Origin of the sequence: Zavarzinia sp. CC-PAN008 (genome assembly GCF_051903925.1) — a bacterium.
Lineage (GTDB): Bacteria > Pseudomonadota > Alphaproteobacteria > Zavarziniales > Zavarziniaceae.
The window spans coordinates 1,893,823-1,919,493 of sequence record NZ_CP173678.1 but is presented as its reverse complement, the minus strand read 5'-3'; the positions used below and the strand labels follow the sequence as shown (position 1 = coordinate 1,919,493).

Annotated in this window: 22 protein-coding genes; 15 read left to right on the top strand and 7 right to left on the bottom strand. The window is 69.9% G+C overall.

Translation table 11 applies throughout. The annotated features are described in order from the left end of the window. The 10 genes from mraY (at position 1) to ftsZ (ending at position 12,359) form a co-directional block, all read left to right on the top strand. Positions 1-1,089 (top strand): phospho-N-acetylmuramoyl-pentapeptide-transferase, encoded by a 1,089-nt coding sequence (gene mraY / locus ACI6GS_RS08975; protein WP_439817451.1) that lies wholly within the window; start codon positions 1-3, stop codon positions 1,087-1,089. Positions 1,090-1,093: 4 nt separating this feature from the next. Then, positions 1,094-2,473: a UDP-N-acetylmuramoyl-L-alanine--D-glutamate ligase gene (murD, locus tag ACI6GS_RS08970; RefSeq protein ID WP_439817450.1), complete on the top strand. Its 1,380-nt coding sequence runs from the start codon at positions 1,094-1,096 to the stop codon at positions 2,471-2,473. After that, complete coding sequence (gene ftsW, locus ACI6GS_RS08965; protein ID WP_439817449.1) at positions 2,470-3,609, top strand: putative lipid II flippase FtsW; 1,140 nt, start codon at positions 2,470-2,472, stop codon at positions 3,607-3,609. The genes murD and ftsW overlap by 4 nt, the downstream gene beginning before the upstream one ends. 13 nt (positions 3,610-3,622) lie before the next feature. Then, positions 3,623-4,780 carry an undecaprenyldiphospho-muramoylpentapeptide beta-N-acetylglucosaminyltransferase gene (murG, locus tag ACI6GS_RS08960; protein WP_439817448.1) on the top strand — a complete coding sequence of 386 codons (1,158 nt, stop codon included), beginning with the start codon at positions 3,623-3,625 and terminating at the stop codon, positions 4,778-4,780. After that, positions 4,777-6,216: a UDP-N-acetylmuramate--L-alanine ligase gene (gene murC / locus ACI6GS_RS08955; protein ID WP_439817447.1), complete on the top strand. Its 1,440-nt coding sequence runs from the start codon at positions 4,777-4,779 to the stop codon at positions 6,214-6,216. The genes murG and murC overlap by 4 nt, the downstream gene beginning before the upstream one ends. After that, on the top strand, positions 6,216-7,142 hold the full coding sequence (murB, locus tag ACI6GS_RS08950) for a UDP-N-acetylmuramate dehydrogenase (protein WP_439817446.1): 927 nt from the start codon (positions 6,216-6,218) through the stop codon (positions 7,140-7,142). Before murC ends, murB begins: the two co-directional genes overlap by 1 nt. Continuing rightward, positions 7,139-8,050, top strand: coding sequence for a D-alanine--D-alanine ligase (locus tag ACI6GS_RS08945; protein ID WP_439817445.1), 912 nt, complete (start codon positions 7,139-7,141; stop codon positions 8,048-8,050). Before murB ends, ACI6GS_RS08945 begins: the two co-directional genes overlap by 4 nt. After that, entirely contained in the window at positions 8,038-9,273 is a 1,236-nt protein-coding gene (locus ACI6GS_RS08940; protein ID WP_439817444.1) for a cell division protein FtsQ/DivIB, read from the top strand. Before ACI6GS_RS08945 ends, ACI6GS_RS08940 begins: the two co-directional genes overlap by 13 nt. Before the next feature lie 3 nt (positions 9,274-9,276). Next, entirely contained in the window at positions 9,277-10,521 is a 1,245-nt protein-coding gene (ftsA, locus tag ACI6GS_RS08935) for a cell division protein FtsA (RefSeq protein WP_439817443.1), read from the top strand. 65 nt (positions 10,522-10,586) lie between these two features. Next, positions 10,587-12,359, top strand: coding sequence for a cell division protein FtsZ (gene ftsZ, locus ACI6GS_RS08930; protein WP_439817442.1), 1,773 nt, complete (start codon positions 10,587-10,589; stop codon positions 12,357-12,359). Between the two features lie 154 nt (positions 12,360-12,513). Here the strand turns inward: ftsZ and ACI6GS_RS08925 are convergent, their stop codons facing one another. Beyond that, complete coding sequence (locus ACI6GS_RS08925) at positions 12,514-14,124, bottom strand: DHA2 family efflux MFS transporter permease subunit (RefSeq protein WP_439817441.1); 1,611 nt, start codon at positions 14,122-14,124, stop codon at positions 12,514-12,516. Positions 14,125-14,146: 22 nt separating this feature from the next. After that, positions 14,147-15,220, bottom strand: coding sequence for an HlyD family secretion protein (locus ACI6GS_RS08920; RefSeq protein WP_439817440.1), 1,074 nt, complete (start codon positions 15,218-15,220; stop codon positions 14,147-14,149). A 101-nt stretch (positions 15,221-15,321) separates the two neighbouring features. Between ACI6GS_RS08920 and ACI6GS_RS08915 the strand changes: the two genes are divergently transcribed. Together ACI6GS_RS08915 and ACI6GS_RS08910 are read left to right on the top strand one after the other, a co-directional pair. Then, positions 15,322-15,939 (top strand): TetR/AcrR family transcriptional regulator, encoded by a 618-nt coding sequence (locus ACI6GS_RS08915; protein WP_439817439.1) that lies wholly within the window; start codon positions 15,322-15,324, stop codon positions 15,937-15,939. A gap of 203 nt (positions 15,940-16,142) precedes the next feature. Then, entirely contained in the window at positions 16,143-18,686 is a 2,544-nt protein-coding gene (locus ACI6GS_RS08910; RefSeq protein WP_439817438.1) for a cation:proton antiporter, read from the top strand. 60 nt (positions 18,687-18,746) lie between these two features. On the opposite strand, the gene ACI6GS_RS08905 is transcribed toward ACI6GS_RS08910, so the two are convergent. The 5 genes from ACI6GS_RS08905 to ACI6GS_RS08885 form a co-directional block, all read right to left on the bottom strand. Further along, positions 18,747-19,859: an alkene reductase gene (locus tag ACI6GS_RS08905; protein WP_439817437.1), complete on the bottom strand. Its 1,113-nt coding sequence runs from the start codon at positions 19,857-19,859 to the stop codon at positions 18,747-18,749. 244 nt (positions 19,860-20,103) lie between these two features. Then, positions 20,104-20,871: an alpha/beta fold hydrolase gene (locus ACI6GS_RS08900; protein WP_439817436.1), complete on the bottom strand. Its 768-nt coding sequence runs from the start codon at positions 20,869-20,871 to the stop codon at positions 20,104-20,106. Positions 20,872-20,885: 14 nt separating this feature from the next. Continuing rightward, positions 20,886-21,671, bottom strand: coding sequence for an enoyl-CoA hydratase/isomerase family protein (locus tag ACI6GS_RS08895; RefSeq protein WP_439817435.1), 786 nt, complete (start codon positions 21,669-21,671; stop codon positions 20,886-20,888). Positions 21,672-21,763: 92 nt separating this feature from the next. Then, positions 21,764-22,108 carry an MmcQ/YjbR family DNA-binding protein gene (locus tag ACI6GS_RS08890; protein ID WP_439817434.1) on the bottom strand — a complete coding sequence of 115 codons (345 nt, stop codon included), beginning with the start codon at positions 22,106-22,108 and terminating at the stop codon, positions 21,764-21,766. Positions 22,109-22,126: 18 nt separating this feature from the next. Next, positions 22,127-22,945, bottom strand: a complete 819-nt coding sequence (locus ACI6GS_RS08885) for a crotonase/enoyl-CoA hydratase family protein (RefSeq protein WP_439817433.1) — start codon at positions 22,943-22,945, stop codon at positions 22,127-22,129. Between the two features lie 175 nt (positions 22,946-23,120). Here ACI6GS_RS08885 and ACI6GS_RS08880 point away from each other — a divergent pair, with 175 nt between their 5' ends. The 3 genes from ACI6GS_RS08880 (at position 23,121) to ACI6GS_RS08870 (ending at position 25,518) form a co-directional block, all read left to right on the top strand. Then, complete coding sequence (locus ACI6GS_RS08880; protein WP_439817432.1) at positions 23,121-23,927, top strand: alpha/beta fold hydrolase; 807 nt, start codon at positions 23,121-23,123, stop codon at positions 23,925-23,927. A gap of 41 nt (positions 23,928-23,968) precedes the next feature. Then, on the top strand, positions 23,969-24,586 hold the full coding sequence (locus ACI6GS_RS08875; protein ID WP_439817431.1) for a glutathione S-transferase family protein: 618 nt from the start codon (positions 23,969-23,971) through the stop codon (positions 24,584-24,586). 164 nt (positions 24,587-24,750) lie between these two features. After that, on the top strand, positions 24,751-25,518 hold the full coding sequence (locus tag ACI6GS_RS08870; protein ID WP_439817430.1) for a class II aldolase/adducin family protein: 768 nt from the start codon (positions 24,751-24,753) through the stop codon (positions 25,516-25,518). Positions 25,519-25,671: the final 153 nt, after the last annotated feature.

Sequence of the window (25,671 nt, the reverse complement as noted above, 5' to 3'; positions counted from 1 at the left end):
ATGCTCTTCAACCTTCTGGCCCCGCTGGCCGATCAGTTTCCTGTCTTCAACGTCTTCCGGTATCTCACCTTCCGGACCGGCGCCGCCGTGCTGACCGCGCTGCTGGTCACGTTCCTGGCGGGCCCCCATGTCATCGCCTGGCTGAAGCGGCGCCAGGGCAAGGGCCAGCCGATCCGCACCGACGGCCCGAAGAGCCACATCATCAACAAGCAGGGCACGCCGACGATGGGCGGCTTCCTGATCCTGCTGGGCCTGTCGGTCGGCGTGCTGCTGTGGTCGGACCTGTCGTCCGGCTATGTCTGGGCAGTGTTCCTGGTGACGCTGGGCTTTGGCCTGATCGGCTTTGCCGACGACTACCTGAAGGTCACCAAGACCAATCCGAAGGGTGTGCCCGGCAAGCTGAAGCTGCTGCTGGAGATCGCGGTGGCGCTGGGCGCCGTCCTGTGGATCGTCAGCCTGACCGAGCCGCACCACGCGACCGCGCTGGCTTTGCCCTTCTTCAAGGACCTGCTGCTGCAGCTGGGCTGGTTCTTCATTCCCCTTGCCGTGTTCGTCGTGGTCGGCGCCGGCAACGCGGTGAACCTGACCGACGGGCTGGACGGCTTGGCCATCGTGCCGGTGATGATCGCGGCGGCGACCTTCGCGCTGATCGCCTACCTGGTCGGCAATGCAATCTTTGCGGACTACCTGCGCATCCACAACGTGCCGGGTGCCGGCGAACTGGCCGTGTTCTGCGGCGCCCTGATCGGGGCGGGATTGGGCTTTCTTTGGTACAACGCGCCGCCCGCCATGGTCTTCATGGGGGATACCGGCTCGCTGGCCCTGGGCGGCGCGCTGGGCACGATCAGCGTCGTCATCAAGCACGAGATCGTGCTGGCGATCGTGGGCGGCCTGTTCGTGCTCGAGACGCTGTCCGTGATCGTGCAAGTTGCATCCTTCAAGCTGACGGGGCGCCGCGTCTTCCGGATGGCGCCGCTTCATCATCATTTCGAGCAGAAGGGCTGGGCGGAGCCCACGATTGTGATTCGTTTCTGGATCATCGCGGTAATTCTTGCGCTGTTCGGGCTGGCAACCCTTAAGCTGAGATGAACCCATGATCGTGATTCGACATCTCAGCGGCAGTGCGGTGGCGGTTTTCGGCCTCGCCCGGTCCGGCCTCGCCGCCATTTCCGCACTCGCCACAGGTGGTGCGCGCGTCTATGCGTGGGACGATAACGCAAGCGGGCGCGACGCGGCCAAGGGCGGCCAGGCGACGCTGCTGCCGCCGGAGCTGATGCCGTGGAACCGGATCGCCGCAGTGGTGCTGAGCCCGGGCGTTCCGCTGACCCATCCGGCCCCGCACGACATCGTGCTGCGCGCGAAGGCGCTGGGCATCCCCGTGATCGGGGATGTCGAGCTGTTCGCCCACCGGTTGCAGGACCTGCCGCAGGCCAGCCTGATCGGCATTACCGGCACCAACGGCAAGTCGACGACGACGGCGTTGATCGGCCACCTGTCGCGCGGGCTGGGCGTGCCGACCGCGGTCGGCGGCAATATCGGCCAGGCGGTGCTGGAGCTGGATGCCCTGCCGGCGGGCGGCATCTATGCGATCGAGCTGTCGTCCTACCAGCTGGACCTGGCGCCCAGCCTGCATCCGCGCGTGGCGATCCAGCTGAACCTGACGCCGGACCATATCGACCGGCACGGCGACATGGCGGGCTATGCCGCGGCAAAGGCCAAGCTGTTCGCGCACCTGGAAGCGGGCGACACGGCCATTGTCGGCGTCGACGACGAATGGTCGCTGGCCCTGCACGACAACCTGGTCGCACGTGGCATCGCCCCGCTGGCGATCTCGATCCATCACGTGGTGCGTCATGGCGCCTATGTCCTGGACGGCCTGCTGTTCGAGGCGATCGAGGGCAATGCCCGCCTGATCGGCGACCTGAAGCAGGCGCGCGCGCTGCCCGGCGCCCATAACTGGCAGAACGCGGCGGCTGCCTACCTGGCCCTGCGGGCGCTGGGCCACACGGCGGAAGCGGTGTTCGCCCAGATCCTTGGCTTTCCTGGCCTGGCCCACCGGATGGAGCTGGTGGCCGAGCGGGCCGGCGTCCGCTTCGTCAATGATTCCAAGGCGACCAACGCGGACGCCGCGGCGCGGGCGCTCGCCGCCTATGACCGCATCCACTGGATCGCCGGGGGCAAGGCCAAGGCCGGCGGGATCGCCAGCCTGGCGCCGTTCTTCCCGCGCATCGCCCATGCCTACCTGATCGGCGACGCACAGGACGCCTTTGCCGCGACGCTGGGCAATGCCGTGCCGCACAGCCTGTCGGGCGACCTGGCGACGGCCGTCGCCAACGCCGCCGCCCAGGCGGAGCCGGGCAGCGTGGTCCTGCTGTCGCCGGCCTGTGCCAGCTTCGACCAGTTCCGCGATTTCGAGCAGCGGGGCGACGCCTTCCGCGCCGCTGTCGCCCGGGCGCTGGAGCGCGCCGCATGAGCACCTTCGCCCGCACCGACAACTCGATGGTCGCCCGCTGGTGGTGGACCGTCGACCGCTGGACGCTGGGCGCCGTTGCCGGACTGTGCGCGATCGGCCTGGTCCTGACCATGGCGGCCAGTCCCGGCGTGGCCGCCCGCCTGGACCTCGACAGCTTCCACTTCGTGAAGCGGCAGATCGGCTTCATGCTGCCGGCGATCGCCATCATCTTCGCCGTGTCGCTGTGCTCGCCCCTGCAGGTGCGGCGCCTGGCCTGCATTGCCCTGCTGGGCTCGTATGCGGCGGTGTGGCTGACCCTGGTGGCGGGGCCCGAGATCAAGGGCGCGCATCGCTGGATCCAGCTGGGCCCGGTATCGATCCAGCCGTCGGAGTTCCTGAAGCCGTCGCTGGCGGTCGTCTGCGCCTGGATGTTCGCCGAGCATCACCGGGACGAGCGTTTCCCCGGCCGGCTGATCGCGACGGCGCTCTACCTGATGGCGGTGGCGGCGCTGATCCTGCAGCCCGATTTCGGCCAGACGGTGCTGGTGACGGCCGTCTTCATCATCCAGCTGTTCCTGGCCGGGCTGCCGATGATCGTGGCGCTGGTCCTGGTGGGCATGGCGGTGGCGGGCGGCATCGGCGCCTATGTCACGCTGCCCCATGTGCAGAGCCGCATCGACCGCTTCCTGAACCCGGAATCGGGCGATACCTATCAGATCGACACGGCGACCGATGCCTTTGTCACCGGGGGCTTCTGGGGCCGCGGCCCGGGCGAGGGCGTGGTCAAGCGGGTCCTGCCCGATGCCCATACCGACTTCATCATGGCGGTCGCCGCCGAGGAGTTCGGCACTATCCTGTGCCTGGTCCTGGTCGCGCTGTTCTGCTTCGTGGTGCTGCGCGGCTTTGCCCGCCTGCTGCAGGAGGACGACAGCTTCGTGACCCTGGCCGGCGCCGGGCTGCTGGCGCAGTTCGGCCTGCAGGCGATCATCAATGTCGGAGTGAACGTGCACCTGCTGCCGTCCAAGGGCATGACCCTGCCCTTCATCTCCTATGGCGGGTCGTCCCTCCTGGCGCTGGCGCTGGGCATGGGCATGGTGCTGGCGCTGACGAGGCTGCGCCCCGGGCTGAAGCCCGTGGCCCTGGGCCTGCAACGATGAGGGGGTCGCAGCGATGACCGCGCTGACGCAACGCCCGACCATCGTGCTGACCGCCGGCGGGACCGGCGGTCATGTCTTTCCGGCGCGGGCCCTGGCGGAGCAGCTGCGCACGCGCGGCCATCGCGTTGCCCTGATCACGGACGCGCGGGCCCAGGACTGGCTGGGCGACTGGGGAGTCGAGACGCATGTGGTGCGCTCGGCCACGTTCGCCGGGCGCTCGATGCTGCGCAAGGTCTCGGCCGTGGGCGACATCGCGGCCGGAGCGTTCCAGGCGCGCGCGCTGCTGCGCCAGCTCAATGCCTGCATCGTGGTGGGCTTTGGCGGCTATCCGGCGGTGCCGGGCCTGCTGGCCGCGTTCTCGCGCCGGCTGCCCACCGTGATCCACGAGCAGAACGCGATCCTGGGCCGGGTCAACCGCAAGCTGGCGCGCCGGGTGACGGCGATCGCCGCGTCCTTTGCCGACACCGGCCATATCGGCGAGGGGGAGCGCGGGCGGACGGTCGTGACCGGCAATCCGGTGCGGGGCGAGATCGCCCTTCTGGCGCACCAGCCCTATCCCATGCCGACCGAGAACGGCCTGTTCCGCATCCTGGTCCTGGGCGGCAGCCAGGGCGCCCAGGTGATGGGCGAGATCGTACCCCAGGCCCTGCTGATGCTGCCCCCCGCCTTCCGCGCCCGCCTGTCGGTCGTGCAGCAGGTGCGGGCCGAGGCGCTGGAGGAGGTCCGCGCGACCTATGCCCAGGCCGGGATCATGGCCGACCTCGCCCCCTTCTTCGACGACATGCCGCGCCGGCTGGCCCAGGCCCACCTGGTGGTGGCGCGGGCCGGGGCCTCGTCCATCGCGGAACTGGCCGCGGCCGGGCGGCCGTCCATCCTGGTGCCGTTGCCCAGCGCCGCCGACGACCACCAGACCGCCAATGCGCGGGCGCTGGACGCGGCGGGCGGTGCGTGGCTGGTGCCGCAGCCCAGCTTCACGCCGGCCGAACTGGCCAAGCGGATCCAGAAACTGTCGCTGTCGCCCGGCCGCCTGGCGGATGCGGCGGCGGCGGCCCATGGCCTGGGCGTGCCGGACGCAGCGCTGCGCCTGGCCGACCTTGTCGAGACCACGGCCGGGGCCGCCCTGGCCGGCGGTGGTGCCATTCCGGTCGCAGCGCGGAGGGCTGCAGCATGAGGCAGCTTCCCCTGGACATCGGTCCGATCCACTTCGTCGGCATTGGCGGCATCGGCATGAGCGGCATTGCCGAGGTGATGCACGACATGGGCTATCGCGTGCAGGGCTCGGACGTGGCTGACGGCGCCAATGTCCGGCGCCTGGTCGACCTGGGCATCCCGGTCGCCATCGGCCATCGCGAGGAGAACCTGGGCGAGGCCCAGGTGATCGTCATCTCGTCCGCGATCAAGTCCGGCAATCCTGAGGTCGACGCCGCCCGCGCCCGCCTGCTGCCCGTGGTGCGGCGGGCCGAGATGCTGGCCGAACTGATGCGCCTGCGCTGGTGCATCGCCGTCGGCGGGACCCATGGCAAGACGACGACGACCTCGATGATCGCCGCCCTGCTGGATGCAGCCGAGATGGATCCGACCGTCATCAATGGCGGCATCATCAACGCCTATGGCACCAATGCCCGGATCGGCCGCGGCGAATGGATGGTGGTCGAGGCGGACGAGTCGGACGGCAGCTTCGTGAAGCTGCCGGCGACGATCGCGGTCGTCACGAACATCGATCCCGAGCACCTGGACTTCTACGGCGACTTCGACCGCGAGCGGGACGCCTTCCACGCGTTCGTGGAGAACGTGCCGTTCTATGGCTGCGCCATCCTGTGCATCGACCATCCGGAAGTGCAGGCGATGATCAGCCGGGTGCCGGACCGCAAGGTCGTCACCTATGGCTTCAGCCCGCAGGCCGACATCCGCGCGCTGGGCATCGACGTCGTCAACGGCCAGTCGCGCTATGACGTGCAGCTGACGGACCGCACGACCGGCGAGCGCCGCGTGATCCAGGGCCTGCGCCTGCCCATGCCCGGGCGGCACAATGTCCAGAACAGCCTGGTCCTGATCGCCATCGCGCGCGAGATGGGCCTGGGCGACGACGTGATCGCCAAGGCGCTGGCCGGGTTCAGCGGGGTGAAGCGCCGCTTCACGCGCACCGGCGATGCCTTCGGCATCGGCATCGTGGACGACTATGGCCACCATCCGGTCGAGATCTCCGCCGTGCTGCAGGCTGCCCGCTCGCTGAACCATGGCCGGGTCATCGCCGTGGTCCAGCCGCACCGCTATTCGCGGCTGGCCAGCCTGTTCGAAGACTTCTGCAAATGCTTCAACGATGCCGACGCCGTCATCGTCGCTCCCGTCTATGCCGCAGGCGAGCAGCCGATCGAGGGGATTGACCGCGACGCGCTGGTGCAGGGCCTGCGCAACCACGGCCATCGCGACGTGGTGGCGCTGGACGGGCCGGAGCAGCTGCCCATGCTGGTCGCGGCCAAGGCGCGGGCGGGCGACCTGGTCGTGTGCCTGGGTGCCGGCAGCATCAGCCAGTGGGCCAATGCCCTGCCGCGGCAGCTGGAGCAGTTCCTGGGCATGGCCGGCCGCGGGCGGGAGGCCCGGCGCTGATGGGCCAACTGGACACCAGGCCGCTGGCGGCCGACCTGATGGCGCGGCTGCCGGCCGTTGCGGGCACCTATGCCCGCGACGTGGCCCTGGCTCCCGTCACCTGGTTCCGCGTGGGCGGCCCGGCCCAGGTCCTGTTCCGTCCGGCCGACCTGTCGGACCTGGCTGCCTTCCTGGCGGCAAAGCCGTCGGACGTGCCGGTCATGGTCCTGGGCGTTGGCTCGAACCTGCTGGTGCGCGACGGCGGCGTGGCCGGCGTGGTGATCCGCCTGGGCCGCGCCTTTTCCGACATCAGGGTCGAGGGGCGGCGCATCATCGCGGGCGCCGCAGCCCTCGACCAGCGTGTGTCCCAGGTGGCGCAGGGGGCGGGCCTGGCGGGGTTCGAGTTCCTGCGCGGCATTCCCGGCACGATCGGCGGGGCCTTGCGCATGAACGGCGGCGCGCATGGCGGCGACATGGCGGGTCTGGTCGTGCGGGCGGTCGCCCTAGACGGCCAGGGCCGCCTGCACGAACTGGACCGCGAACGCCTTGGCTTCAGCTATCGCCACTGCGCCGTGCCGGCCGACTGGATCTTTGTCGAGGCCGAGATGGAAGGCCGCCCGGACGAGGCGCGGGCCATCGCTGCCCGCATGGAGCGCGTCGTCGCCGACCGCGAGGCCAGCCAGCCGATCCGCAGCCGCACCGGCGGCTCCACCTTCCGGAACCCGCCGGGGGCCAAGGCCTGGACCCTGATCGACGCCGCCGGCTGCCGCGGCCTGGCCCATGGCCGCGCCCATGTGTCGGAGCTGCACTGCAACTTCCTGATCAATGACGGCGACGCGACGGCGGCCGAGATCGAAGCCCTGGGCGAGGACGTCCGCGCGCGCGTCCTGGCGCAGAGCGGCATTGCGCTGGACTGGGAGATCGTGCGCGTGGGGGTGCCGTCATGAGCCGCGTCGCCGTGCTGAAGGGCGGCTGGTCCGCCGAGCGCGAGGTCAGCCTGGTCTCCGGCGCCGCCTGCGCCACGGCGCTGCGCAGCCTGGGCCATGACGTGGTCGAGATCGACGTCGCCCCCGACCTGTCCGCGGTGCTGACGCGGGAGGCGCCAGAGGTCGTGTTCAACGCCCTGCACGGCCGCTTTGGCGAGGATGGCTGCGTCCAGGGCCTGCTTGAGGTGCTGGGCCTGCCCTATACCCATTCGGGCGTGCTGGCCTCGGCACTCGCCATGGACAAGCCGATGGCCAAGCGCGTCTTTTCCGATGCCGGCCTGCCGCTGGCCCGGGGCCGCATCGTCAGCCGCGAGGAGATGCTGGCGGGCGAGCCGATGGACCGTCCCTATGTCGTGAAGCCGATCAACGAAGGCTCCAGCGTGGGCGTCGAGATCGTGCTGGCGGGCGACAATGTCGGCCCGCGCGAACTGGCGACCTGGCGCCATGGCGATGCCGTCCTGGTCGAGGAATACATTCCCGGGCGCGAGATCCAGGTCGCCGTGATGGGCGACGAGGCCCTGGGCGCCATCGAGATCCAGGCCTTTGGCCGCTTCTACGACTACGACACCAAGTACAAGGACGGCCGCGCCCGCCACATCATGCCGGCGGGAATCCCCCGGGCGGCACAAGATGAAGCGTGTGACATCGCGCTTTCGGCCCATCGCGCACTGGGATGCAGGGGTGTGACGCGCGCCGACCTGAGGTACGACGATACTGGTGAGGGGGTTGGGCGATTCGCCCTGCTCGAAGTGAATACCCAGCCGGGGATGACGCCCTTGAGCCTGGTGCCGGAAATCGCGGCCTACCGGGGGATGGACTTTACGCGTCTGGTCGGCTGGATCCTGGAGGACGCGTCATGTCGGCGCTGAATTGGCTGAAGCTGCCGCAGGCGACCAAGGCGCCGCGCCGCCTTCCCGGCGCGCGGGAGGCCGGCGACCGCGAGGAGGGTGCGCGCGCGCTGCGGCCGCTGGATGCCGAGCCGACCTTCGGCCCGGCCCGGGCCAGGCCAGCACCACCGCCCCCGGTCCACGACGACCCGGCCGCGTTCGACCCCGAGGACATGGCCGACGCACCCCTGGCGGCACGGCCGGACCGGGCGCCCCGCCCCGCCCCGCGGATCGAGCCGCTGCGCCGCCCCGCGCAGGCGCAGGTCCAGGCCCAGGCCGAGGTCACGCCGCCGCGCGCCGCGGCTGCCGCACGCGCGGCAGCCAAGGCACGGGCCAAGGGGGGTGCCACCCCGGCCGGTGCCGCCGCTGATCCCGTCCTGACCCCGCGCATCAATGGCAAGACGACCGACCGCCCGGCACGCCGCCGCTTCAGCCGGCGCAGCGTGCGCACGGCGGCCCTTGGCGGCGCGGGCCTGGCCCTGTCCGGCCTGGTCCTGCTGGGCGCCGGCTGGTTCGCCGACCTGCCGCAGCGCCTGAACGCCGAAGTGGCGCTGGTGCTGGCCGATGCCGGCCTGACGGTGCAGAACGTGACCGTGGTCGGGCGGCACGACACGCCGCCCGATGCGGTGCTGGACGCGCTGCGCGTGCGCCGCGGCGATCCCATCCTGTCGGTCGATCCCGAACAGGCCCGCGTGGCGCTGGAGCAGCTGGGCTGGGTCAAGCAGGCGCGGGTGCGCCGCGCCCTGCCCGACACGCTGCATATCGAACTGGTCGAGCGGCGCCCGATGGCGATCTGGCAGCACCAGGGCGTCACCCGCGTGATCGACCATGACGGCAAGGTCATCGGCGAGAACGGCGAGCGCTTCCGCAACGAACTGCCCTTGGTCGTCGGCGCCGACGCGCCCGCCAAGGCGGCGGACCTCTTGAAGATGCTGGCGACCCAGCCGGCCCTGGCCCAGCGGGTCACGGCGTCGATCCGCGTTGGCGGCCGGCGCTGGAACCTGACGCTGGACAACGGGGTGGAGGTGCGCCTGCCGGCCGACGCGCCGGATGCCGCCTTTGCCGAGCTGGCGCGCCTGGACCAGCACTATGCGCTGCTGGGCCGCGACATCGTCGGCATCGACCTGCGCCTGCCCGACCGGCTGGTCGTGAAGCTCTCGTCCGGCGCGGTCGAGACCCGCGCCGTCGCCGGCAAGGATACCTGAGCCATGGCGGTCGGGCGCAATTCCCTGGTCGCGGCCCTGGATGTGGGAACATCCAAGGTCGCCTGCTTCATCGCCCGGTTCGAGGGCGGTCTGCCCCGGGTCGTCGGCGTGGGGCAGCAGGCCAGCCGTGGCATGCGCGCCGGCACCATCACCGACATGGAGGCGACCGAGCAGTCGATCCGCGCCGCGGTCGAGGCCGCCGAGCGCATGGCGGGCGAGACCGTGCGCGAGGTCTTCGTCAATGTCTCCGGCACGACCATCGCCTCGCAGAGCTTTGGCGTGGAGGTCGGCATCGCGGGGCGCGTGATCGCCGATGCCGACCTGCGCCGCGTCCTGTCCCAGGGCCGCGCCCAGTACCGGCCGCCCGACCGCGAAGTGCTGCACGCGATCCCCATCGGCTATGCGATCGACGGCGCCCGCGGCATCCGCGATCCCCGCGGGATGTATGGCGAGCGCCTGGGCGTCGACATGTATGTGGTGACGGCCCAGGCGGGACCGGTGCGCAACCATTCGGTCTGCGTCGCGCGCAGTCACCTGGGCATTGCCGGCATGGTCGTCTCGCCCTATGCGGCGGGCCTGGCCTGCCTGGTCGACGACGAGATGGAACTGGGCATCACGGTGATCGACATGGGCGGGGGCACCACCTCCATCGCCGTGTTCTATGACCGGATGCTGGTCCACGCCGCCGTGCTCGGCATTGGCGGCATGCACGTCACCAACGACATCGCCCGCGGCCTGCTGACGCCCATGGCCGACGCCGAGCGGATGAAGACGCTCTATGGCTCGGCCATGCCGGGGGCGCGCGACGACCAGGAAACGATCGACGTGCCCCAGGTGGGCGAGACGGATCACATCTCGCCCAACCATGTGCCGCGCTCGGTGCTCAACGCGATCATCCGCGCGCGGGTGGAGGAGACGTTCGAGCTGGTCGCCAAGCACCTGGCCCAGGCCGGGCTGCAGCGCCTGGGCGGGCGCAAGATCGTCCTGACCGGCGGCGCCAGCCAGTTGCAGGGCACGCGGGACCTGGCGGCCCAGGTCCTGGGCAAGCAGGTGCGCATCGGCCGCCCGATCGGCATCAGCGGCCTGCCCGAAGCCACCTCCGGCCCGGCCTTCTCGGTCTGCGCCGGCCTGATCAACTACGCGGCCCGCGCGCCGGTCGAGGCCCTCCTCGCCGGACCGCCGGCCGAAGAACCCGCAAGCCCCGGTCCGATGCGCCGCATCGGCCTGTGGCTGAAGAACAACTTCTGATGACCCGACACACCGCCATTGACCGAATTGGGGGGGCCGACGGCCCCGGAAAGGAGATCGCGTAAATGATCACCCTGACTCAGCCGGACGCCGTCGAACTTCGGCCCCGTATCACCGTGTTTGGCGTCGGCGGAGCCGGCGGCAACGCGGTCAACAACATGATCGACTCCAAGCTTGAAGGGGTCGAGTTCGTCGTTGCGAACACCGACTCCCAGGCCCTGGCCCATTCGCGGGCGACCCGGCGCATCCAGCTGGGCCGCAACGTGACGCAGGGGCTGGGTGCCGGCGCCCGTCCCGAGATCGGCCGCGCCTCGGCCGAGGAGGCGATGGACCTGATCACCGAGTACATCACCGGCAGCCACATGTGCTTCATCACCGCCGGCATGGGCGGTGGCACGGGCACCGGCGCCGGCCCCGTCATCGCCCGCGCGGCGCGGGAGTTGGGCGTGCTGACGGTGGGCGTGGTGACCAAGCCGTTCCAGTTCGAGGGCGCGCACCGCATGCGCGTGGCCGAGGCGGGGATCGAGGCGCTGCAGGAATTCGTCGACACCCTGATCATCATCCCGAACCAGAACCTGTTCCGCGTGGCGAACGAGAAGACGACGTTCGCCCAGGCCTTCGCCATGGCCGACAACGTCCTGCATTCGGGCGTGCGCGGCGTCACCGACCTGATGATCATGCCGGGCCTCATCAACCTCGACTTCGCCGACGTGCGCACGGTGATGAGCGAGATGGGCAAGGCCATGATGGGCACGGGCGAGGCGACGGGCGACCGCCGCGCGATCGAGGCGGCGGAGGCGGCCATCTCCAACCCGCTGCTGGACGAGGTGTCGATGAAGGGCGCGCGCGGCGTGCTCATCAACATCACCGGCGGCCTGGACCTGACCCTGTTCGAGGTGGACGAGGCGGCCAACCGCATCCGTTCCGAGGTCGACCCGGACGCCAACATCATCGTCGGGAGCACCTTCGACCAGGAGATGGACGGCCGCATGCGCGTGTCCGTCGTGGCGACGGGCATCGAGATGGAGGCCCAGCGCGCGGCCCCGCCGCAGCACCTGACCGGCAACGTGACGGCGATCCCGCGCCGCACGCCCGAGGTGCGCGAGGCCGCCCCCCAGCGTCCGGCGGCGTTCTCCGGCTTCGGCCTCAGCGGTGGCGGTGGGGGCGGTGCCGCGACGGCGCAGCGCCTGGAGCCCGTGCACGAGCCGGTGACCGCCCAGGCCCAGCCCGAGCCGGTCGTGGCCCAGGCGCAGCCGGCTCCCCAGGCCTACCAGGCGCCGCAGCCCCAGGTCGCAGCGCCGGTGCGGGACGAGCAGCCGCAGGCGGGCTATGCCCGCGCGGTCCAGCCGGCACCGCAGGTGGCCCCGCCGCCGCCGGCCCGGCCAGCCGTGTCGTCGCAGGGCGGTGCCTTCATCGCGCCGCGCCCGGTCAGCCCGAGCCCGACCCCGGGCCGCCCGGCGCAGCAGGTGCAGAACCCGTTCGCCGAGACCCAGGCTGCCGCCCCGCGGCGCAAGTCGCTGGGCCTCAGCCTGATCGAGCGGGTGACCGGCCGCCGCAGCGAGCCGGCGGCACCGCCCGCGCCGGCGCCGCAGCCCGCCGTCGACCCCTATGCCCGGGCGCCGCAGCGCGAGCCTCTGGTCCAGCCCCCGCTGACCCAGCAGCACGCGCCCCAGGCCCAGCCGCAGACGCCGGTGCCGCAGGCCCAGGCCCCGCACAGCCCTGCGCGCGAAAGCAGCCGGCTGGACCGCCTGGACCCGCATGACCGCGTCATGCCGGCCCGCGCGGGAACCGACGACCAGCTGGAAATCCCGGCCTTCCTGCGCCGCCAGGCCAACTGACCGGCGCAAGGTCCCAGGAAGAAGCCCGGCGCGAGCGATCGCGCCGGGCTTTTTTTGTACGGACCGGGGAGATGGCGGACACTTCTGGCATGAGGCGGAGGACGTAAGCTGGCGCGGCTAAGCCGCACCGCTTCAATACAGTCCGGCCTGCGGGTCAATGATCCGCGGGCTTTGCCGCACCCGGTGGGGCGGCGCCGCTGATGCCGCGCACGGCCGGCATCACCAGGACCAGGGCGGCGAAGCAGGCCGCCATGAACAGCAGGGCATCGGCGAAGGTGAGCGCCCAGGCCTGCTGCTGGACCAGGGCGTGCAGCATCTTCAGCGCGGCCGGGTCGGCGTCCAGCATGCCGCCGTTCATGTCGCCCATCTGCCCGCTCAGCCCCTCCAGCATGTCGGTCGCGACGTCACGCCCCCAGCGCACGTTCTCGGACAGGCGCAGCATGTGGTGGGCCATGCGCTCGGTCAGCATGGTCGAGATGACGGCAAGGCCGATGGCGCCGCCCAGGTTGCGCATCAGGCTGAACAGGCCGCTGCCGCCCTTCAGCTCCTGCGGCGGCAGCGTGCCGATCGCGATGATGTTGGCGGGGAAGACACAGAACATGTAGCCGAAGCCGCGCAGGCACTGCGGAATGATCATGTCGTTGAAGCCCGATTCCGGGGTCAGCTGGGCCTGGAGATAGGCCGAGACGCCAACCACGATCAGGCCGAATGCCATGACCACGCGCAGGTCCAGGAAGCGCGACGACATGCTGACGAACGGCACCGCCAGCATCTGGCAGGCCCCCGTCATCGCCATGATCGTGCCAATCTGGAAACTGTCATAGCCCAGCACGCGCGCAAGGTAGAGCGGCACGACAAAGGTCGAGCCATAGAGGCCGATGCCGACGATGAAGGCCGACAGGCAGCCGAACGAGAAGTTGCGATAGCGGAAGACCTTCAGGTCGACGATCGGCCTGCCATAGGTCAGCATCCGCCAGAAGAAATAGACCCCGGACACGGTTGCCACCAGCGTGAACAGGCTGATCACGTCCGACTGGAACCAGTCCTCCTTCGTGCCTTCCTCCAGCACGTATTGCAGGCTGCCCAGGAAGATCGCGACGGCGAGCACCCCCGGCCAGTCGAAGCCCTTGACCAGTGACCAGTCGGGCTTGTCGATGTCCATCAGCAGGGCCACGCCGATCGTCACCACGATGCCGGGGGCCAGGTTGATCAGGAACAGCCAGTGCCAGGACAGTTCCGAGGTGATCCAGCCGCCCAGCGTCGGCCCCAACGTGGGCCCCAGCGTGATGATCAGCGCCGTCACCATCGACGCCTTGCCCGAGCGGGGGCCGTCAAAGACCATGTAGCTGGTGGCGAACATGACCGGGATCATCGCCCCGCCCAGGAAGCCCTGGATGGCACGGAACAGGATCATCGAGTTGATGTCCCAGGCCAGCGCACACAGCAGGCTGGACAGGGTGAAGCCGGCCGACGATATCACGAACAGCCAACGGGTCGACAGCAGCCGGGACAGGAAGCCGCTGAGCGGGATGACGATGACTTCCGCGATGAGGTACGACGACTGGATCCAGCCGATCTCGTCCGGGGCCGCGTTCAGGCCGGCCTGGATCTCGGCAAGCGAACTGGCCACGATCTGGATGTCGAGCACGGCCATGAACATGCCGAGCGCCATGCAGTAGAAGCCGACCAGGATCTCGATCCGGCGCCCGCGCGAGGCGCCCTGCCCGATCGGCTGCGGCGCGGCGGGGGCGGCGGTCGTCGACATAGCGGACGTCCGCTGTGCGCGCTCAGTCCGCCGGCGCGTCGCGGACGGAGGCCAGCGCCGCCCCCGCCTGCGGCGGCGTGCCGGGGGCGGAGGTGTCGACCGTGGCATGGACCGACAGGCCCGGCCGCAACATGCCATTGCCCAGGTCGTCCAGCACGATGCGCACGGGCACCCGCTGCACCACCTTGGTGAAGTTGCCGGTCGCGTTCTCTGGCGGCAGCAGGCTGAACAGCGCACCGCTGGCGGGTGCCAGGCTTTCGACATGGCCGCGCAGGACAAGGTCGGGATAGGCATCGACGGTGATCGTCACCGGCTGCCCCAGCCGCATCTTGCCCAGCTGCGTTTCCTTGTAGTTCGCCTCGACCCACAGCGCATGCAGCGGCACCACCGCCATGATGCGGGCGCCCACCCGGACATACTGGCCCGGGACCACGGAGCGGTTGCCGACCACGCCGTCGACCGGCGCGCGGATGACGGCATGGTCCAGATCCTGCCGCGCCAGGTCCAGCGCGGCCTCCGCCTGGCGCAGCATGGCCTGGAGCTCGCCCCGCTCGGACTCGATGACCGACAGGGCACCCTGCTGGGCGGTAATCATGGCGCTGGCCCGGTTGCCCGCCGCCTGGGCCTTGGCCAGGTCGGCCTCCAGCGTGTCGAAGCGCTGGCGCGAGACGTATTGGCTGTTGGCCAGCGGCTGCATGCGGTCGCGGTCGCGCCGGGCGCGTCGCAGCTCGGCCGCGGCGCTGGCCTGCTCGGCCTGGGCGGCGTTGATCATCGAGCCTTGCGAGGCCAGGCGGCTTTCCAGGTTGCTGAGGGCGGCCTGGCGGGCGGCAACCGTCGCCTCGGCCTCGGCCACGCGTGCCTCGAACTCCTGGGCATCCAGGCGGACCAGGACGTCGCCCGCCTTGACCATCTGGTTGTCGCTGACCAGGACCTGGGCCACATAGCCCGCGACCTTGGGCCCGATGGGGGCGATGTCGGCATGGATATAGGCGTCGTCCGTCGACACCAGGTGACGGGTGCTGATGTACCAGTACACGCCCGCGCCAACGACCAGCGCGAAGACGATCAGAACGCCTGCCAGTACGCCACGGCGCATCGGTCGCGACCCTCCCCAGGGTTCCTTGTGAATTGCGGTCCTTGAACTGAACCGTTCAGTTCAGTTACCTCTATGCCCTATTGAACGAAGGGTCAACACGAATGGCCACCGAAGCCGCCTCGACCACCGACGCATCGCCGAAGCGCGATGCCATCATGGCGGGCGCCTGGGCGGTGTTCCTGGAACATGGCTATGGCTCCACCACGATGGATGCCGTGGCCCGCGCGGCCGGCGTGTCCAAGGCGACGGTCTATGCCTACTTCCCGGGGAAGCAGGACCTGTTCGGGGCGGCCATGAACAACGGCGCGCGCGAACGTTTCAGCGCCTTCGTCAACCAGTCGCCCGATCCCCACGACGTGGAGGCGGGCCTGCGCCAGATCGCGCACGCCTATGCCGCCGTCGTGATGGAGCCGGACACGATCCGCTTCAACCGGCGCCTGGTGGCGGAGGTCGACCGCTTCCCCGAACTGGGCCGCATGCTGTACGAGCAGGCCTTCTCGGTGGTGCGCGAAGGCATCGCCGACTTCGTCCGCGCCGCCGTGTCGGCGGGCACGCTGGTGGCGGACGATCCAGGCCTGGCGGCCGACCAGTTCCTGGCCCTGATCCGCGGCGACTTCTACTATCGCGGGTTGCTGGGCGTGCCGCCCGCGCGCAGTCCGGACCAGGCGATCGACCTGGCCATCCGCACCTTCCTGGCGGCATTCGGCCGCCCCGCCTGAGGCCCCCCTGCGGGTGGCTGTGATCATTCCGTAACCGGGCGGGCAGCCGACTGTGGCGCCGCAATCCGCCGCAGTCCTGCCACGGTCAAGCGTCACCAGACGTGATGTCCGGCGGATGGCAAGGGGACCCCGCCCCCTGCTATTGTCCGGCCCGTTCTGACCGGCGGGACGCAGCCCGTCCCGCATCCAATCGCCGGCCACCCGTGACCGACATCATCCCGACGATCTTCCTGCTTGCCAGCCTGCTGGGCCTGGTCAGCTTCCTGCCGCCCCTGGCGCACCGGCTTGGCGTGCCGCTGGCCGTGCTGCTGGCGGCGGTCGGGGTGGGGCTGGGCCTGCTGGCGACCTTTGGCAGTCATTTCCGGGGCATGGGCCCGATCGCCGAGGTGGTGGGCACGCTGGGCGAGTTCGAGATCACCTCGGCCGTCTTCCTGTACGTCTTCCTGCCCGTGCTGCTGTTCGAGGCGAGCCTGGGGATGGACGTGCGGCGCCTGATGGATGACCTGGGGCCGGTCCTGCTGCTGGCCATCGTCGCCGTCGTCGTCTCCACGCTCGTCGTCGGCCTGGCGCTGGCCTGGACGTCGCAGTACGGGCTGATCGCCTGCCTGCTGCTGGCGGCCGTGATTTCGACGACCGACCCGTCCGCGGTGGTTGCGATCTTCCGCGACCTGGGCGCGCCCAGCCGCCTTCTCGTCCTGGTGGAGGGCGAGGCGCTGTTCAATGACGCCGCCGCGATCGCCCTGTTCACCTTCCTCGTGCCGATCCTGGCCTATCACCAGGAGCTCGACCTGGGCGAAGGCGTGCGCTTCTTCGCCCGCGCCTTCATCGGCGGCATGGCCACGGGCTGGGTGCTGGCAATGGGCCTGGTCACGGCCGTCGCCTACCTGAAGCGGCATGGACCTGCCGAGATCACGCTGAGCGTCGCGGTCGGCTACCTGTCCTATATCGTGGCCGAACACTATTTCCATTTCTCGGGCGTCGTCGCCGTGGTGACCGCCGCGCTGACCTTCGGCACGCTGGGCCGCACGCGCATCGCGCCCGAGAACTGGGAGGCGATGCACAAGGCCTGGCAGCAGCTTGGCTTCTGGTCGTCGTCGCTGATCTTCGTCTTCGCCTCGATGCTGATCCCGCGCACGCTGGAAGGTGCGACCTGGACCCATGCCTGGCTGCTGGCGGTGATGATCGTCGCGGCCCTGGTGGCGCGCGCGCTGGTCCTGTTCGGCCTGCTGCCGGTCATGCGGGTGATGAACCTGGCCCAGCGCATCGACAATGCCTACAAGACGGTCATCGTCTGGGGGGGCTTGCGCGGCGCCATCACGCTGGTCCTGGCCCTGGCCGCGACCGAGAACCGGATGCTGCCCAGCGAGACGCGGCAGTTCATCGGCGTTCTGGCCACCGGCTTCGTGCTGTTCACGCTGTTCGTCAACGCGCTGACGCTGAAGCCGCTGATCCGCCTGCTGGGCCTGGACCGTATCTCGGCGGCCGACCTTGCCATGCGCGACCGGGTCCTGGCCCTGAGCCTCGCCTCCGTCCAGGAGAACGTGGAGCGGGTTGCCCGCGAATACCGCATCGACGACGCGCCCGCGCGGGAAGTGGCGGGCTTCTACGCCCGGCGGCGCGAGCAGGTCGAGCACCATGACGAGTTGAAGCTGTCGGACGACGACCGCATCTATATCGGCCTGATGACGCTGTCGAACCGGGAGATGGAGCTGTGCCTGGCACGCTTCAACGCACGCATCATCGGGCGCGCCATCACGGCCACGATGACCACCCATGCCAGCCGCCTGCGTGACGCGGTCAAGACCGGCGGCGTGGTGCGGGACGACGGCTCCCGCCTGCCGGAGACCGCCCGGCCCAAGGATGGCGAGGGGGCGATCCTGGCCTATCGCACCATGGCCGACCGGGCCAACCGCTTTGGCCTGACCTTTCGTCTGGCGTTGACGCTGCAACGCCGGCTGGGCGTGACCGGGCCGCTGGCGACGCAACTGGCCCGCCGCTTCGAGGTCTTCCTGATCAGCCAGTCGGTCGTGCGCGACCTGATCGCGTTCAACCAGAAGAAGCTGGGGCCGCTGCTGGGCGAGGCGGTGCAGGACCGCCTGGACACGGTCCTGGGCCAGCGCCTGGATGGCATCCAGGACCGCCTGGCCGCGCTGAAGCTGCAATATCCCGACTATGCCAACCGGCTGCAGTCCAGCTACCTGGCGCGCGCCGCCCTGGGCCGGGAGCGTCAGGAATACGCCATGCTGCGCGAGGAATCGGTGATCGGTTCCGAGATCCACCAGGACCTGGAGCGTGATGTCGACCGGCGGGCGGTGCAGCTGGAGCAGCCGCCGCGCCTCGACCTTGGCCTGTCGCGCGAGGCCCTGCTGGCCCGCGTGCCGATGTTCGCCAGCCTGGACGGCGCGCGCCTGACGGCCATTGCCCGCATCATGCGGCCGGCTTTGGCCTTGCCCGGCGAGCGCATCATCACCAAGGGCGAGCGCGGCGATTCGATGTTCTTCGTCTCCTCCGGGGCCGTCGAGGTCGAGGTCGAACCCCAGCCCGTGCGCCTGGGCAGCGGCGCCTTCTTCGGCGAGATCGCCCTGCTGTTCGGCCAGCCGCGCAACGCCAATGTGCGGGCGCTGGGCTATTGCCAGCTGCTGATCCTGGAGTCGCGCGACTTCGATCGCCTGCGCAATGCCGACCCGGCGATCGGCCAGCACATCACCGAAGTCGCCCGCACGCGGGTCCACCCCCAGCCCGCCTGAGCGCCAGACCAACCTGGGGTCCCTCCCCCATCCCTGCGGAACGGGGGAGGGTCCATCGCGTCAGGCCGCGGCCGTCTCCAGGAAGGGATAGTCGGTATAGCCGACCGGCCCCGGCGAGTAGAAGGTCGGGCGGTTGTAGGGCGTCAGTTCGGCATTGATCTCCAGCCGGCGCGGCAGGTCGGGGTTCGAGATGAAGTAGCGCCCGAATGCCACGGCGTCGGCCTGGCCCTTTTCCACGACGGCGATCGCCTCGTCCCGCATATAGCCGCCGGCGGCGATCAGCTTGCCCCTGTAGACCGGGCGGAAGACCTCGCTGGACGAGCGCTCGTCGGTGGGCGTGGCACCGGCGCCGGCACCCGCGGAGCGCGGCTCGATCAGGTGGACAAAGGACAGGTTCAGCGGGTTCAGCGCCTCCAGCACCGTGGTGTAGGTGTGGACCGGATCGCTGTCATGGCTGTCGGCCGAGCCGAAGGGCGAGAGGCGGATGCCGGTGCGCTCCGGCCCCCAGACGCCGACCACCGCGTCCACCACCTCGCGCAGGAAGCGGCTGCGGTTCTGGGCCGAGCCGCCATAGGCGTCGGTCCGGCGGTTGGTATAGTCGTTTGTGAACTGCTCGATCAGGTAGCCATTGGCGCCGTGCACCTCGACCCCGTCGAAGCCTGCCTGCTTGGCCAGCTCCGCGCCGCGGCGGTACTGCGCAACGATCTGGGCGATCTCCTCGACCGTCGCGGGGCGCGGCGTCTCGTACGGGACGGGCCCGGCATTGGCGCTCAGCGCGCGACCCTTGGCCGGGACGTCCGAGGCGGAAATCGGCGGGCGCCCGTCCTCCTGATAGCTGGAGTGCGAGATGCGCCCGACGTGCCAGAGCTGCAGCACGATCAGGCCGCCCTTGGCATGGACCGCGTCGGTCACCAGGCGCCAGCCCTCGGCCTGCTCCTCGGTATGGATGCCGGGCGTGCCGGGATAACCCTGGCCCTGGCGCGAGACCTGCGTCGCCTCCGCGATCAGCAGGCCGCCCGGCGTGCTGCGCTGGGCGTAGTACTCGGCATTCAGCGGCGTCGGCACGTTGCCCGGCAGGGCGGCCCGCATGCGGGTCAGCGGCGCCAGGACGACGCGGTGCTGAAGCGCCAGCGCGCCGAGCGTCAGGGGCGAGAAGAGCTTGGGCTTTGTCATGTCGGATCCTGTATGGGGCAGGCTTCCCTAGCACGCCCCGCCGGATCGCGCTCCTGGCCCGAATACCAGCGCAAGACCAGTGTGGAATCTAGAAGCGGCCTTCGCCGAGCCCCGGCAAGTGGCGACTTCCCTTCCCGCTCATCCCCGCGAAGGCGGGGATCCAGAGCCACATGGACCTGCGCTTGCGGCCCCTGGATCCCCGCCTTTGCGGGGATGAGCGGTTTAATTGTTGTTCATCCGCGCATCACACCCGCCGCTTCAGGAAGTCGAGGACGGCGGTGTTGAAGGCCTGGGGCTGGTCGATGTTGACGGCGTGGCCGGCGTTCGGGATCACGATCTTTTCCGCACCCGGGATCTTGGCCGCCATGTAGTCGCTGGCCGCCAGGAAGGGCGTGTCGTCGGCGCCGACCACGACCAGGGACGGCACCGCGATCGTCGACAGGCTGTCGATGATCCGCGAATCCTTCTGGGTCAGCATGCCGCGCGCGGCCCGGACCAGGCCCTCGACGCTGCGATGCCGGCTCATCGCCATTTCCTTGCTCATGCGCTGGAGTGCGGCCAGGCCCGACTGCTCGAACCGTTCGGCCGTGCGGTGCGCGGTCTGGTTCCACGCCTCCCGCGGCGGATCCTTGCGGAAGCCGGGGCCGGTATCGATGATCAGCAGGGCGCGCACCCGCTCAGGGTGCGCCACGTGGAAGGCCAGCGACATGTAGCCGCCCAGCGACAGGCCGCCGACGATGGCGGTCCTGGCCCCGACGGCGTCCAGGATCGCCGCCATGTCGGCGACCGTCGCTTCCTCCGAATAGAGATCCTGGTCGGCGGGGCTGTCGCTGGCACCATGGCCACGCATGTCCCACAGGACCAGGCGATGGTCGCGCGACAGTGCCTCGATCTGTCCGGCCCACATGCCCGACGTGGCCGAATAGCCGTGGGAGAGCAGCAGCACGGGTGCATCGGCGGGCCCATGCACCTCGTAATGGATGGCGACGCCGTCGCGGTTCAAGGTGGCCATTTGCCCAACTCCCATCAGCGGCCGACGAAGCGGCCGGGGCGGCGCTCGGCCACCGCGCGGACGCCCTCGGCATGGTCGGCCGTGTCCATCAGCCAGGCCTGTTCCTTCTGCTCCCGCTCCGTCGCGGCCATCACGGCATCGGCCAGGCCGGCGCGGATCGTGGCCCGGGTCGAGACGATGGCCAGCGGCCCGTTCTCGGCAATCTCCGCCGCCAGGGCGTGGGCATCGGCCCGCAGGTTTTCCGCGCTGGTCAGGACGTCGACCATGCCCCAGTCGTGCGCCGTGGCGCCGTCGATGCGCCGCCCGGTCAGGAACAGGAGAGAGGCCCGCTGCGCCCCGATCAGGCGCGGCAGGGTGTGCGTCAGGCCGAAGCCCGGATGGAACGAGATCTTGACGAAATTGGCGGCAAAGCGCGCCTCGGGCGAGGCGACGCGGAAGTCGGACACCAGGGCAACCCCCAGGCCGCCGCCGATCGCCGCCCCCTGGATCGCCGCCACGACCGGCTTTTTCGTGCGGAACAGGCGCACGGCGGCTGTATAGAGCGGGTTGGTCTGGACGGCCGGGCCGTCGCTGCCGCCGGGCGGCCGCGCGGTGAAGTTGGCACCGGCGCAGAACGACTTGCCCTGCGCCGCCAGGACGATGGCGCGGCAGTCCGCCACCTCGTCCAGCGCCTCGAATGCGGAAGCGATGTCGGCGATCAGGATGTGGTCGAAATAATTGTGCGGCGGGCGCTGGATCTCGACCGTGGCCACATGCCCGTCCAGGCTTACGCCCACGTCGCCGTAGCGTTCTGCAACCATCGTCCGACCCTCCCCTGTCGTTCTTCTGTTGGACGGAGGATGAACGACCGCGTGGCCGAGCGAAACCCCGAATGGACCGCGCCTGGATCAGATCAGGGGGGTGATCTGCGGCGGCTCCGTTTCGCGCCGGCGGTGACCAGGCCATGGGCCCGGGCGAGCAGGTCGGCGACAAGCGCCTCATCCGACGCATCCAGGTGGATGCGGGTCCAGCCCTTGGCCCCCCAGGCGCCAGGCACCGGAGAGAGCGCCGCGGGTTCCGCGGCACAGAGCGCTTCCTGCGCCATGGGGTCGAGCTTGACCACCGCATGGCCAGCCTCGGCATGAAGGGTCGCGAAGATGCGACCCTTCACCCGGAAGTCAGCCGTGCCCATGTGGCTGCTCTCGACGGCATCCGGCTGAGCCAGGGCCAGCCGGCGAAGGTCGTCGGGCGTTGCCATGGGCGCCGCCTCGCGTCGTCAGGCAGCGAAGCGGGGGGCTCGCTTCTCCATTTCGGCGGTCACGGCCTCGACCTGGTTGGGCGTGCCCATGATCTTGACCTGCTCGCTCGATTCCGCCTGCAGGATCGCGCCGGCATCGGCATCGGAGTAGTTGTTGATGATGCGCTTGGCGGCGCGGATCGCGTCCGGGTTCTTGCGCGCGATCTCCCGCGCGGTGGCCAGGGCCTCGGCGCGCGGATCGTTGCAGACGCGCGTGGCGAAGCCAAAGGCCAGCGCCTCCTCCGCGGTGAAGATGCGCGCGGTATAGGTCAGTTCGCGGACCACGTCCTCGCGCGCCAGGCGGCGCATGATCGCCATGCCGGCCATGTCGGGCACCAGGCCCCACTTGGCCTCCATCACCGAGAGCTTCGTGCCCGGCGCCATGTAGCGCATGTCCGCCCCCAGGGCGACCTGGAAGCCGCCGCCGAAGGCGACGCCATGGACCGCCGCGATCACCGGCACCGGCATCTCGCGCCAGACCCAGACGGCATACTGGGCGTTGTTGCAGATGCCGTGGGTCCGCTCCTCCAGCGAGCCGCCGGCGGAGGATACGCGCGGGCCTTCGCCCCCTTCGCGCATGCGGGCGAAATTGCTGGTGTCCAGGCCGGCGCAGAAGGCGCGGCCCTCACCCGACAGGACGATGGCGCGCAGGCTCTTGTCCGCCTTCAGCCGGTTGCCGGTCTCGACCAGCGCTGCGAACATGTGCGGGTCCAGCGCATTCATCTTGTCGACCCGGATCAGCCGGACATCGGCCACGCCGTCCGTGATCTCGACACTGATCCGTTCGTTCGCACTCATTGCGTCATCCTCCCGAGACGATCCCCGATCCGCTTGCGCGATCTCTACGCGCTCTGTTTAGCCTCAGACCAGCGCGGAGAGAACCGTGTTCTACCGCCGGGTCGACACGTCACGCCGATTGCGGCTCAATCGGCGCCCCACACGTGGGACAGCCCAGGATCGCCAGAAGACGCCCATGCCATTGACCGATTTCGAGGACCTCGCCCTCCATGTCGAGGTGCACGAGGGGACGGGGCCGCACCTGCTGCTGCTGCACGGCTTCCTGTCCAGCCGGGCCCAATGGCGGGTCAACCTGGCGGGCCTGGCGCGCGTCTGCCGGCCGGTGGTGGTGGAGCTGCTGGCCCATGGCCGCTCCGCGGCACCGGAGGATGAGACGCCTTATCGCGTCGCGTCCTATGTCGCGGCGTTCGAGCACCTGCGCCAGCGCCTGGGCGCGGAACGCTGGGCCGTGTGCGGCCAGTCGTTCGGCGCCGGCATCACCTGGCGCTATGCGCTGAGCCATCCCGACCGCGTCCTGGCGCAGGTTGCGACCAATTCCATGTCCGCGTTCCAGCCCGCCGGGAAGCTGGGCACGCCTGCGCAGATCGCGGAGCGGGCGGCGGCGATCGCGGCGGGAGGGGCTGAGGCGATCGCCGCCCTGCCCTTCCATCCCAGCAATGCCCGGCGCTTCCCGGACGCGGTGCGGGACGAGATGGTGGCCGATGCGGCCCTGATCCCGGCTGAGGGCCTGGCCCGCTGCATGGCCGTGACGGTCCCCGGCCTGTCGGTGGCGGCGGATGTGGCCGCGACCCGCGTGCCCAGCCTGCTGGTCAACGGATTGTGGGAAAAATCCTTCCAGCCGCTGCGCCAGGCCCTGCCCGGCCAGCTGCCGGGCGTCGAGGTGGTCGACCTGGAGGGCGGGCATTCGATCAATGTCGAAGTGGCCGATGGCTTCAATGCCGCAGTCGGCGCATTCCTGGCGCGACACGCCGGGGGCCGCTAGGCTGCGCCCCCACAAGGATAAATCCCCTGGGGAGGATGAGCATGACGCTGAAGATCTATGGCATTCCGGGATCGCGGGCCTATCGCACCTTCTGGATGGCGCTGGAAATGGGTGTGCCGTTCGAGTCGGAGCCCGTCTTCTATGCCAAGCCCGAATCGATCACGCCGGAATTCCTGAAGGCCAATCCCAACAACCGCGTGCCGGCGATCGATGACGAGGGGCTGACCCTCTATGAATCGATGGCGATCAACCTCTATCTGGCGCGCAAGCATGGCGGCCCCCTGGCGCCGACCAACCTGGCCGAGGAAGGCAAGGCGCTGCAGTGGAGCTTCTGGGCGATGAGCGAGCTGGAGGCGAATTCGCTGCAGCTGGCCATGCACCGCATGTTCCTGCCGGAGGGCCAGCGCGACCCCGCCAAGGCCGAGGCCGCGAACGCCGCCCTGCAGAAGCCGCTGGCCGTGCTGGAGCAGGCGCTGGCCGATCAGCCCTACCTGCTGGGCGACCGCTTCACCGTGGCCGACCTGAACGTCGCCGCCGTCCTGTCCTGGGCGCGCACGGTCAAGATCGACCTGGGGGCGTTCCCCAAGGTCGAGCAGTGGCTGACGGCATGCCTGGGCCGGCCCGCGGCGGGACAGGCCCGCAAGGGCAAGGCAGCCTGAGGGTCGAGTGTCCGGCGGGGCGGGTGTTCCGGGCAACGGAACCAGCCCCGCCTTTGGCCATGTTTTGATGACGTCGGCCCTGTCTTTTGCGTTGCAGCAATAGCGGAGACCCGGGCGGAGTGGCACACTTCGCCATCCCATCCGTGCCAGCCGGAGCCGTCCCCATGACCGAGCACGTCACGATCGTTCCCAAGAAGCACCTGATCCCGCCCGCCCGGACCGAGGCAGAGGCGCGCGAGGCGCTGGCCGCGGCCTATCGCCTGTTCTCGCTCTACCGGATGACGGACCTGATCTACACGCACCTGACGGCGCGGGTGCCGGACGACCCGGACTGCTTCCTGGTCATCGACTATGGCATGCAGTTCGACGAGGTGACGCCCAAGAACCTGGCCAAGGTCGACAAGCACGGCAATGCGGTCGACGGCGGCGCCTGCAACCCGGCCGGCTTCACCATCCATTCCGCGATCTATAACGCCAGGCCTGACGTCAATTCGGCCATGCACCTGCACACCCGCGCGGGCATGGCAGTGTCGACGCTGGAATGCGGTCTGCTGCCGATCAGCCAGTTCTCGCTGCAGTTCTACAACCGCGTTGCCTATCACGACTATTGCGGCATCGCGCTGGACCTGGCGGAGCGCGAGGCCCTGGCCCGCGACCTGGGCAACCACGACGTCATGATCCTGCGCAACCACGGCACGCTGTCGGTGGGCCGCTCGGTGCAGGAGGCGTTCATCCTGCTGTTCTACCTGGAACGCTCGTGCGAGGTGCAGATCGCCGCGATGAATTCCGGCGCCAAGCTGATCATCCCCAGCCCCGAGGTGTGCGAGCACACCGCCCGCCAGTACGAGATGGGCGCCGAGGCCCTGGGCGACCTGGAATGGGCCCCCCTGCTCCGCGAACTCGACCGCAAGATGCCCGACTGGCGGGGGTGAGGCGCCGTTCCCACCTACGTCTCACCCGGCTTGTCCCTCCGGTCTGCACACATCTCCGCTGTAGCTGTCGACGCAATTCAGGCGTGTGATTTACCCGCTCATCCCCGCGAAAGCGGGGATCCAGGGGCCGCAGGGACAGCGCTGGTGGCCCTG

Coding starts and splice junctions, on each gene's coding strand:
- ACI6GS_RS08875 (WP_439817431.1), top strand. CDS start 23,969: ATGACGCTGAAGATCTATGGCATTCCGGGATCGCGGGCCTATCGCACC.
- murG (WP_439817448.1), top strand. CDS start 3,623: ATGACCGCGCTGACGCAACGCCCGACCATCGTGCTGACCGCCGGCGGG.
- ACI6GS_RS08900 (WP_439817436.1), bottom strand. CDS start 20,871: ATGGCCACCTTGAACCGCGACGGCGTCGCCATCCATTACGAGGTGCAT.
- ftsW (WP_439817449.1), top strand. CDS start 2,470: ATGAGCACCTTCGCCCGCACCGACAACTCGATGGTCGCCCGCTGGTGG.
- ACI6GS_RS08945 (WP_439817445.1), top strand. CDS start 7,139: ATGAGCCGCGTCGCCGTGCTGAAGGGCGGCTGGTCCGCCGAGCGCGAG.
- ftsZ (WP_439817442.1), top strand. CDS start 10,587: ATGATCACCCTGACTCAGCCGGACGCCGTCGAACTTCGGCCCCGTATC.
- ACI6GS_RS08940 (WP_439817444.1), top strand. CDS start 8,038: ATGTCGGCGCTGAATTGGCTGAAGCTGCCGCAGGCGACCAAGGCGCCG.
- ACI6GS_RS08895 (WP_439817435.1), bottom strand. CDS start 21,671: ATGGTTGCAGAACGCTACGGCGACGTGGGCGTAAGCCTGGACGGGCAT.
- mraY (WP_439817451.1), top strand. CDS start 1: ATGCTCTTCAACCTTCTGGCCCCGCTGGCCGATCAGTTTCCTGTCTTC.
- ACI6GS_RS08870 (WP_439817430.1), top strand. CDS start 24,751: ATGACCGAGCACGTCACGATCGTTCCCAAGAAGCACCTGATCCCGCCC.
- ACI6GS_RS08890 (WP_439817434.1), bottom strand. CDS start 22,108: ATGGCAACGCCCGACGACCTTCGCCGGCTGGCCCTGGCTCAGCCGGAT.
- ACI6GS_RS08880 (WP_439817432.1), top strand. CDS start 23,121: ATGCCATTGACCGATTTCGAGGACCTCGCCCTCCATGTCGAGGTGCAC.
- ACI6GS_RS08920 (WP_439817440.1), bottom strand. CDS start 15,220: ATGCGCCGTGGCGTACTGGCAGGCGTTCTGATCGTCTTCGCGCTGGTC.
- ACI6GS_RS08915 (WP_439817439.1), top strand. CDS start 15,322: ATGGCCACCGAAGCCGCCTCGACCACCGACGCATCGCCGAAGCGCGAT.
- murD (WP_439817450.1), top strand. CDS start 1,094: ATGATCGTGATTCGACATCTCAGCGGCAGTGCGGTGGCGGTTTTCGGC.
- ACI6GS_RS08925 (WP_439817441.1), bottom strand. CDS start 14,124: ATGTCGACGACCGCCGCCCCCGCCGCGCCGCAGCCGATCGGGCAGGGC.
- murB (WP_439817446.1), top strand. CDS start 6,216: ATGGGCCAACTGGACACCAGGCCGCTGGCGGCCGACCTGATGGCGCGG.
- ACI6GS_RS08885 (WP_439817433.1), bottom strand. CDS start 22,945: ATGAGTGCGAACGAACGGATCAGTGTCGAGATCACGGACGGCGTGGCC.
- ACI6GS_RS08905 (WP_439817437.1), bottom strand. CDS start 19,859: ATGACAAAGCCCAAGCTCTTCTCGCCCCTGACGCTCGGCGCGCTGGCG.
- murC (WP_439817447.1), top strand. CDS start 4,777: ATGAGGCAGCTTCCCCTGGACATCGGTCCGATCCACTTCGTCGGCATT.
- ftsA (WP_439817443.1), top strand. CDS start 9,277: ATGGCGGTCGGGCGCAATTCCCTGGTCGCGGCCCTGGATGTGGGAACA.